The following is an 8192-nucleotide window of genomic DNA, read 5'->3' as shown; positions in this document are numbered from 1 at the left end:
CGACACCCATTCGCGCGGGTAGTAGTCGTATTCGGCGACGTATTTCTCGTCGCGCGCGGGATCGTCGTAGGCCGCGGTGAGCGCGGCGGCGAGCGCGTCGCGCGTGGCGCCCGTGGCGACGTACACGCGCCACGGCTGGATGTTGGTGCCCGACGGCGCGCGGCTCGCGGCTTCGAGGATCGCCTCGATCGTGGCGCGCGGCACGGGCGTCGGCAGGAACGCCCGGACTGAATGGCGTGACTTGAGCGCGGCGTCGACGGCATCGACGGAACGGACCGCGTCGGAGTCGACGCGCGGGGAAGCAGCGGGGACGGACATCGGCAACCCTTCGGGAGGCGTCAGGCGAAGTGCGGGACAGCAGCGTGTGCGCGGCGCGCGGGCGCGATCGGGAAGCCCCGCGCGAGCATCGTGAACTTTCGATCATACGCCGCGGCGCGCGGCCGTGCAGCGTGCGCGCGCTGTTAGCAGCAGACCCGCCCGGCTGCTTGCTTGCACGGCGATACGGGATCGCTACACTGAAATCGTAAGGGTCTGATGAGTGTGTGACGGCAAGTGGAGCGAGGTGGGTATGACGACGGCGATGGTGAAGCAAGAACTGGCGGTGGCGTCCTTCAGCACGGTGTACGACCTCGAGCAGGTCGAGACGGCGCTGGGCGACCTGAACGAGAGCGCAAGCGATGCGCTGCGCTCGACCTACGAGAAGATGCTCAAGACGGGGAATCTGCGCTTCTGCGTGAAGCCGACCCGGATGCCGTCGTTCGACGCGCTCGGCGAAGCATTGCCGAATTTCGGCGAGCCGCTCGCCGACGTGCGCAAGCAGATCGCGCTGTGTCTCGAAACGGAGGACCGGCTCGAACTGATGCCGATCCTGCTGCTCGGGCCGCCCGGGATCGGCAAGACGCATTTCGCGAAGGCGCTCGCGCAACTGCTCGGCACCGCGTACCACTACGTGCCGATGAGTTCGCTGACGGCCGGCTGGATCCTGTCCGGCGCGTCGTCGCAGTGGAAGAACGCGAAGCCCGGCAAGGTGTTCGACGCGCTCGTGAACGGCAGCTACGCGAACCCGGTGATCGCGGTCGACGAGATCGACAAGGCCGGCAGCGATGCGCAATACGATCCGCTCGGCGCGCTGTATGCGTTGCTCGAGCACGACACCGCGCGCGCGTTCGTCGACGAATTCGCGGAAGTGCCGATCGACGCGGGCAACGTGATCTGGATCGCGACCGCGAACGACGCGCAAGCGATTCCGGAGCCGCTGCTCAACCGGATGAACGTGTACGAGATCGCGGCGCCCGATGCGGCCGGCGCGCGCCGCATCGCGCAGACGATCTACGACGAGATCCGCACGTCGCATGCGTGGGGGCGGCGCTTCCCCGAGACGCTCGGCGACGATGCGCTCGACGTGCTGGCCGCGACGCCGCCGCGCACGATGCGCCGCGCGCTGCTGCACGCGTTCGGCGCCGCCCGGCTCGACGGCCGCGACGCGATCGGGCCGGCCGACATCCGCGCCGACGAAGGCGCGGCGAAGCGCCGGCCGATCGGCTTCTGACGCGGCCACGCGCGCACGGCCGCGGCGTGCGCGCGTGGCGTTGGTCGCGCTTGCGGCCGCCTCGTTGTCCGCACCACCGGCCGTATCGCCGCGACGCGATGCGCACGCGTTCGGCAAGCGGGCGAACCGGGACGTACAATTCTTCTCTCCCCCATCGACGCGCGAGCAGCGCGAAAAGCCATGGAGCAGACGGATTGTGTCGTGATCGGCGCGGGTGTCGTCGGTTTGGCGATTGCGCGCGAACTGGCCGCGCGCGGGCGTGAAACGATCGTGCTCGAGGCGGCCGACGCGATCGGCACGGGCACGAGTTCGCGCAACAGCGAGGTGATTCACGCGGGGCTCTACTATCCGCGCGGGTCGCTGAAAGCGACGTCGTGCGTGCGCGGGCGCGACCTGCTGTACGAATTCTGCGACACGCACCACGTGCCGCATCGGCGCACGGGCAAGCTGCTGGTCGCGACGAGCGCCGCGCAGCTGAAGCAGTTGAAGGCGATTGCCGCGCGCGCGGCCGAGAACGGGGTGCTCGACCTGCTGCCGCTCACGCGCGCCGAAGCGCAGACGCTCGAGCCCGCGCTCGAATGCGTTGAGGCGCTGTTCTCGCCGTCGACCGGCATCGTCGACAGCCACCAGCTGATGCTCGCGCTGCTCGGCGACGCGGAACGCGACGGCGCCGTGTGCGCGCTGCAATCTCCGGTCGAATCGATCGACGTGCTGGGCGGCGGGCGCTTCATCGTGCGAACCGGCGGCGCCGCGCCGACCGAGATCGACGCCGCGTGCGTGATCAACAGCGCGGGGCTCGGCGCTCAGGCGCTTGCGCGCCGCACCCGCGGCCTCGATCCGCGCTGGGTGCCGCCGCTTTATCTCGCGCGCGGCAATTATTTCAGCCTGTCGGGCCGTGCGCCGTTCTCGCACCTGATCTACCCGATGCCCGAGCGCGCGGGGCTCGGCGTGCACCTGACGTTCGATCTCGGCGGGCAGGCGCGCTTCGGGCCGGACGTCGAGTGGTGCGATTCGCTGCGCTACGAAGTCGATCCGGCGCGCGCGGGGGCGTTCTACACGTCGATCCGCGCGTTCTGGCCGGGCTTGCCCGACGATGCGCTGCAGCCGGCGTACGCGGGCATCCGGCCGAAGCTCGCGGGGCCCGGCGAGCCGCCGGCCGACTTCATCGTGCAGGGCGCCGCGCAGCATGGCGTGCGCGGGCTCGTGAACCTGTTCGGCATCGAGTCGCCGGGGCTCACCGCGTCGCTCGCGCTCGCGCAGCGCGTCGGCGACATGGTGTCGCGCGCCTGACGCACGGCCCGCCGCCGTGCGTGCCGGGCGCCCGTAACCCGTGTGAAATCCCTTATCTCCGGCATTTCGGCGCGCACATTTATTCGCTCGGGAGTTATTCTGTCGAACGGTCGTCCAGGGTCTGTCTACCGATGGAACGCACATGCGTTGCCCCGAGAAGGGCCGCTCGCGAGGCGCGCGCCGCCGCGAATACTGACGTATTCGCAAGGTGCGCAACGTGGCGAGCGGCTCTTCTCGGGGCAACCCCTAATTTGTAGCGTGTTCACGGGAAGGCCCGAAATCGCCCGCATGGCGGCGTCGGTCGTCGCTTGTTTGGCTCGGCCAAACGGCGCTCCTCCCTCCTTGCCCTGCGAGCGATTTCGGACCTTCGCATGTGCGTTCCATCGGTAGACAGACCCTAGAACGGCTTTCAAACCGATAACGTTGGAGCGAGTCCCCCATGAAAACATCCCGTCGGAGTTTCCTGATCACGAGCATTGGTGCGGTGTCCGCGCTGGCGCTGTCGCGCGAAGCGCTGGCCGATGCGCCGATGCTGCCGGAAACGGACCCGACCGCGGTGGCGCTCGGCTACAAGGCCGATGCCACGAAGGTCGACAAGACGAAGTACCCGAAATACGCGGCGGGCCAGGATTGCGCGGCCTGCATGCTGTACCAGGGCAAGAAGGGCTCGGCTTCGGGCCCGTGCGGCGCGTTCCCCGGCAAGCAGGTGTCGGCGAAGGGCTGGTGCAGCGCTTTCTCGAAGATGGGTTGAGGCCCGTGCGGCATCGTGCGATGCCGCAATGTGGCGAAAACCGCAACACGCTCGCCGTCGTTCGATGGCGGGCGTTTTTTATTGCTTGAAAACGGTTCCGTCGCTTTCTACACTCGCTGCACACCAGCGCGCCGCGGCACCCCGCGCGCCGCACCGCCCGACACGGCGAATTCACGAGGACGAGGCACGCATGGCGACGATTGCGAGTTCAACGAAAACGACCCGGCCCGAGCGTGCGCTGAACCGGCGTGCGGTGGTGGCCGCCGTGATCGGCAATGCGCTCGAGTGGTACGACTTCACGGTATTCGGCTTCATGACGGTCGTGATCGCCGAGCTGTTCTTCCCCACCTCCAGCGAATACTCGTCGCTGCTGCTCACCACCGCGACGTTCGGCGTCGCGTTCTTCATGCGCCCGATCGGCGGCATCGTGTTCGGGCTGTACGCGGACCGCGCGGGCCGCAAGGCCGCGCTGTCGCTCGTGATCCTGCTGATGACGGCCGGCATCTTCCTGCTCGCGATCGCGCCGCCCTATGCGGCGATCGGCATCGGCGGCCCGATCCTGATCGTGCTCGGCCGCCTGCTGCAGGGCTTCTCCGCGGGCGGCGAATTCGGCAGCTCGACCGCGCTGCTGATCGAAGCGGCGCCGTTCTCGAAACGCGGTTTCTACGGCAGCTGGCAGATGGCGAGCCAGGCGGCCGCGCTGCTGATCGGCGCGCTCGTCGGCGCGGCCGTCACGCGCGGGCTGTCGCACGACGCGCTGCGCAGCTGGGGCTGGCGCGTGCCGTTCATCCTCGGGCTCGTGATCGGCCCGATCGGCTTCTACATCCGCCGCCATCTCGCCGATTCCGAAGCGTTCCTGCATGCGCAGCAGAGCGCGCGCCGCGCGACGCTCGGCGAAGTGTTCACGCGCCACCCGCGCGAGGTGCTGTGCGGGCTCGGCTCGGTGATCGCGCTCACCGTGACGATCTACGTGCTGATCAGCTATCTGCCGACCTTCGCGGTGAAGCAGCTGAAGCTGCCGTATGCGGAATCGTTCTACGCGGTGATCGTCGGCAACCTGCTGCTGATGGTGCTGTCGCCGGTCGCGGGCGCGTGGTCGGACCGCATCGGCCGCAAGGGTCTGTCGCTGTGGTCGCTGGTGCTGACGCTCGCGCTGATGTATCCGCTGTTCGCGTGGCTCGACGCCGCGCCGAGCATCGGGCGGCTGATCGCGGTACAGGCCGTGCTGTCGGTGACGCTGGCAGGCTACTACGGGCCGTTCGGCGCGATGATCGCCGAGCTGTTCCCGGCCAACGTGCGCTCGACCGGGCTGTCGATCGCGTACAACGTCGCGGTGATGCTGTTCGGCGGCTTCGGCCAGTTCATCGTCACGTGGCTGATCAAGGTGACCGGCACGCCGCTCGCGCCGACCTACTACGTGATGGCGGGGATCGCGCTGTCGATCGTGGCGGTCGCGTTCGTGCCCGCGCGCAACGCCGACCTCGATGCGCCGGCGTGACGACATGACGATGTGAAGACGGTCATCGAATCGATCGTTTCGCGAAACGCAATGATGTGCTGCGCAACGCGGGCAAACGGTGCGCCGCCCCTTCGTGTTCGCGCCCGAATTGTTTAGTCGTCGAACGAAACATGCCGCGAAATGAACGGAATGGTCGCTCGCGCGCGTTGTTGCATTTTTTACCCACACTAAAAATCGGCAAAAACCCGGCGGGCATATAGAAGAGTTTTTTCTCCAGCTTGTTGCAGGATCGCTAGCTCAAGTAATATCCGCGTACGCCGGACCCTGGCGGGGCCGGTTCCGATCTGGAGACCTGGAGGAAACATGGAATACAACCGTCTGTTGCACACCCTGCGTGTTACCGCCATGGCAGGCGTGGCAGCGGCATCGCTCGGCGTCGCGGGCTCTGCATTCGCACAGATCCCGAACAAAACGCTCGTCTACTGCTCAGAAGGCAGCCCGGCGGGTTTCGATTCCGCGCAATTTACGACCGGCGTGGATTTCACCGCCGCCACGTTCACCGTCTACAACCGCCTCGTCGAATTCGAGCGCGGCGGCACGAAGGTCGAACCCGGCCTCGCCGAGAAGTGGGACGTGTCGTCCGACGGCAAGGTGTACACGTTCCACCTGCGCCACGGCGTGAAGTTCCACACGACCGACTTCTTCAAGCCGACGCGTGAATTCAACGCGGACGACGTCGTGTTCTCGTTCGAGCGCATGCTCGACCCGAACAATGCGTTCCGCAAGGCGTACCCGGTGTCGTTCCCGTACTTCACCGACATGGGCCTCGACAAGCTGATCACGAAGATCGAGAAGGTCGATCCGTACACCGTGAAGTTCACGCTGGCCGAGCCGAACGCGCCGTTCATCCAGAACATGGCGATGGAATTCGCGTCGATCCTGTCGGCCGAATACGGCGACCAGCTGATGAAGGCCGGCAAGGCCGCCGACATCAACCAGAAGCCGGTCGGCACGGGCCCGTTCATCTTCCGCAGCTACACGAAGGACGCGACGATCCGCTTCGATGGCAATCCTGATTACTGGAAGAAGGGTGCGGTGAAGCTGTCGAAGCTGATCTTCTCGATCACGCCGGACCCGGGCGTGCGCGTGCAGAAGATCAAGCGCAACGAATGCCAGGTGATGAGCTATCCGCGTCCGGCCGACATCGCGACGCTGAAGGCCGATTCGAACGTCGACATGCCGTCGCAGGCCGGCTTCAACCTCGGCTACCTCGCGTACAACGTCGAGCACAAGCCGGTCGACAAGCTCGAAGTGCGTCAGGCGCTCGACATGGCGATCAACAAGAAGGCGATTCTCGAGTCGGTCTACCAGGGCGCCGGCCAGGCCGCGACCGCACCGATGCCGCCGACCCAATGGTCGTACGACAAGAACCTGAAGATGGCGACCTACGACACCGCGAAGGCGAAGGCGCTGCTCGCGAAGGCCGGCTTCCCGAACGGGTTCGAGATCACGCTGTGGGCGATGCCGGTGCAGCGCGCGTACAACCCGAACGCCCGCCTGATGGCCGAGATGATCCAGGCCGACTGGGCGAAGATCGGCGTGAAGGCGAAGATCGTCACGTACGAGTGGGGCGAGTACATCAAGCGCGCGCACTCGGGCGAGCAGGACACGATGCTGATCGGCTGGACGGGCGACAACGGCGACCCCGACAACTGGCTCGGCACGCTGCTCGGCTGCGAGGCGATCAAGGGCAACAACTTCTCGCACTGGTGCTACAAGCCGTTCGACGAGCTGGTGCAGAAGGGCCGCACGACGACGGGCCAGGACGCGCGCACGAAGCTCTACACGCAGGCGCAGCAGATCTTCGCGCAACAGCTGCCGTTCTCGCCGATCGCGAACTCGACGGTCTACCAGCCGGTGCGCAAGAACGTGGTCGACATGCGTATCGAGCCGCTCGGCTATGCGCGTTTCGACGGTGTCAGCGTGAAGTAACCCGGCTGGCGTAAGCTGTCGTCATTGAGAAAACCGGCTTGAAATCATCCGGCGACGAGGGGTCAAAAGCCCCTCGTCGCCGGTCGCACATTTCCCACAAGAAAATACGAGACGCATCATGCTCAGATTCGTGTTGCGCCGCGTGGGGATGGTGATCCCGACTTTCATCGGCATCACCATCCTGGCGTTTGCGCTGATTCACCTGATACCGGGCGACCCCATCGAAGTGATGATGGGCGAGCGCGGCGTCGATCCCGCGATGCACGCGGAGGCGATGAAACGCCTCGGGCTCGACGAGCCGCTGCCGCTGCAGTATCTGCACTACATCGGCCGGGCGCTGCATGGCGACCTCGGCATGTCGATCATCACCAACACGAGCGTCGCGGGCGAGTTCTTCGCGCGCTTCCCGGCGACCGTCGAACTGTCGCTGTGCGCGCTCGTGTTCGCGCTCGCGGTCGGCCTGCCGGCCGGGGTGATCGCCGCGCTGCGGCGCGGCTCGGTCATCGACCACGGCGTGATGGGCACCGCGCTCACCGGCTACTCGATGCCGATCTTCTGGTGGGGGCTGATCCTCATCATGGTGTTTTCGTCGACCCTCGGCTGGACGCCCGTGTCGGGGCGCATCGCGGTCGAATACGATTTCCCGCACCCGACCGGCTTCATGCTGATCGACGCGCTGCTCGCGCCGGACGAAGGGTCGTTCAAGTCGGCGGTGAGCCACCTGATCCTGCCCGCGATCGTGCTCGGCACGATCCCGCTCGCGGTGATCGCGCGGATGACGCGCTCGTCGATGCTCGAGGTGCTGCGCGAGGACTACATCCGCACCGCCCGCGCGAAAGGGCTGTCGCCCGTGCGCGTGGTCGTCGTGCATGCGCTGCGCAATGCGCTGATCCCGGTCGTCACGGTGATCGGCCTGCAGATCGGCACGCTGCTTGCTGGCGCGGTGCTGACCGAGACGCTCTTTTCGTGGCCCGGCGTCGGCAAGTGGCTGATCGATGCGATCGGCCGCCGCGACTATCCGGTCGTCCAGGGCGGCATCCTGCTGATCGCGACGCTCGTGATCGTCGTGAACCTGGTCGTCGACCTGCTGTACGGCGTGCTGAATCCGCGCATCCGCCACACGAGGTAATAACTTCGTATAGCATACATTA

Annotated in this window: 7 protein-coding genes; 6 read left to right on the top strand and 1 reads right to left on the bottom strand. The window is 66.6% G+C overall.

Translation table 11 applies throughout. The features are described from left to right. The coding region (locus JMF90_RS13635) for a nitroreductase family protein (RefSeq protein WP_201325159.1) at positions 1-318 on the bottom strand (318 nt) is incomplete at its 3' end. A 250-nt stretch (positions 319-568) separates the two neighbouring features. On the opposite strand from JMF90_RS13635, the gene JMF90_RS13630 reads away from it, so the two are divergent. The 6 genes from JMF90_RS13630 (at position 569) to JMF90_RS13605 (ending at position 8170) form a co-directional block, all read left to right on the top strand. Further along, positions 569-1549 carry an AAA family ATPase gene (locus tag JMF90_RS13630; RefSeq protein WP_006477536.1) on the top strand — a complete coding sequence of 327 codons (981 nt, stop codon included), beginning with the start codon at positions 569-571 and terminating at the stop codon, positions 1547-1549. Positions 1550-1729: 180 nt separating this feature from the next. Next, entirely contained in the window at positions 1730-2839 is a 1110-nt protein-coding gene (locus JMF90_RS13625) for an NAD(P)/FAD-dependent oxidoreductase (RefSeq protein ID WP_006477537.1), read from the top strand. A 439-nt stretch (positions 2840-3278) separates the two neighbouring features. After that, complete coding sequence (locus tag JMF90_RS13620; RefSeq protein WP_006477538.1) at positions 3279-3590, top strand: high-potential iron-sulfur protein; 312 nt, start codon at positions 3279-3281, stop codon at positions 3588-3590. A gap of 190 nt (positions 3591-3780) precedes the next feature. Beyond that, entirely contained in the window at positions 3781-5088 is a 1308-nt protein-coding gene (locus tag JMF90_RS13615) for an MFS transporter (RefSeq protein ID WP_011546431.1), read from the top strand. Between the two features lie 324 nt (positions 5089-5412). Then, positions 5413-7041, top strand: coding sequence for an ABC transporter substrate-binding protein (locus tag JMF90_RS13610; RefSeq protein ID WP_054928152.1), 1629 nt, complete (start codon positions 5413-5415; stop codon positions 7039-7041). Positions 7042-7159: 118 nt separating this feature from the next. Beyond that, positions 7160-8170, top strand: coding sequence for an ABC transporter permease subunit (locus tag JMF90_RS13605; RefSeq protein WP_011546430.1), 1011 nt, complete (start codon positions 7160-7162; stop codon positions 8168-8170). The last annotated feature ends 22 nt before the right edge of the window (positions 8171-8192 follow it).

It is taken from the genome of Burkholderia sp. E168m23 (assembly GCF_016586125.1).
GTDB lineage: Bacteria > Pseudomonadota > Gammaproteobacteria > Burkholderiales > Burkholderiaceae > Burkholderia > Burkholderia orbicola.
Note: the sequence above shows the minus strand (reverse complement) of the source record. Positions and strands in the feature narration are given on the sequence as shown.